The 1,018-nt window shown below is 38.1% G+C and carries 1 protein-coding gene and 1 pseudogene; both read right to left on the reverse strand.

Annotation, left to right across the window (positions count from 1 at the left end; genetic code table 11):
* Positions 1 to 113: 113 nt before the first annotated feature.
* Positions 114 to 509, reverse strand: a complete 396-nt coding sequence (locus WH45_RS22590; RefSeq protein ID WP_052723933.1) for a hypothetical protein — start codon at positions 507 to 509, stop codon at positions 114 to 116.
* A gap of 5 nt (positions 510 to 514) precedes the next feature.
* A pseudogene (locus WH45_RS23685) lies at positions 515 to 1,018 on the reverse strand (hypothetical protein); the annotation flags it as partial.

Raw genomic sequence — 1,018 nt, forward strand, 5'->3', positions numbered from 1 at the left:
ATGAAAAATGCACCCCCAAATGTTCATTAGTTTAACCGAGGGGTTTTCTAATGTCCATTTTAAGGGGTGCAGTTCATGAAGCCAGTCAGGGTATAGCGTTATCAGTTTTACGGTTATCTAATAGACTTAAAAGGCGGATGACCAGTGTCTTGGTTTTGTAACAGGCTAGGATTTCGAAATCTTAAACTAGTTTGTAGTTCAATAATTGGCACATCCTCTCTAATTTCTTTAAGTACTACGTTAATCCAGAGAGGACATAATGGAATCCTGCACGCAAGCATATTGACTACTGCTTCGAGGTCAAGTTCCCTTCCGCTCAAATTCTTTTCATTTAACATCCCACGATGCAAATACTCATCAGTTGAGTTTAGAGATTTACCATGCTCAATTACAGGTACTACTGTAAACTTGCAATTATCTTCTAAGTTTACATTTCGAGATATTGATATTTCTTTTAAGGCTTGTAGCAAGTGGTCTTTAAATGTTCGTTTATCCATGTATTTTATCAATTTTTTCACTCCGTTAATTTTTTTGATACCACTTTTGAGGAGTCTATGATGAATCCATCAGCGTCTATTTTGTAACTATAAAATTCAACCCATGCTCCCTTTACATTAACTCCGGCATTCTTAAGTAGTTGAGGGTAATTCATTGCCTCTTCAGGTGTGGGGCGATAATGTCCAGATTCGTTCGTTATTCTTCTCACTTCTCCTTGTCCATTTATTTTAAGTTGACCTGCCGCAAGAACTTCATCCTTATTACCTAAAGTATGGTGTCTTTTGCCGATAACAAGGTATCCATTTTTATCAATAACGAAATCAACCTCTGTTCTCCCATCAATTCCTTTTATTTTTCCGTTCTCTAAAGAATACGACAGTATCTTACCGTCCTTAGGTAATTCCTCATCAGGAAATTTGTTCTTAATAGTTGAACCATAATTACCCGTCCCCTCAGAACGCATATACCCGTTCTTTTCCGGACCCGGCAGATCCTTCTCCGCAATCCGGTACACCATCCC

This window comes from Paenibacillus wulumuqiensis, from assembly GCF_000971965.1.
In the GTDB taxonomy this organism is placed as follows: Bacteria; Bacillota; Bacilli; order Paenibacillales; family Paenibacillaceae; genus Saccharibacillus; species Saccharibacillus wulumuqiensis.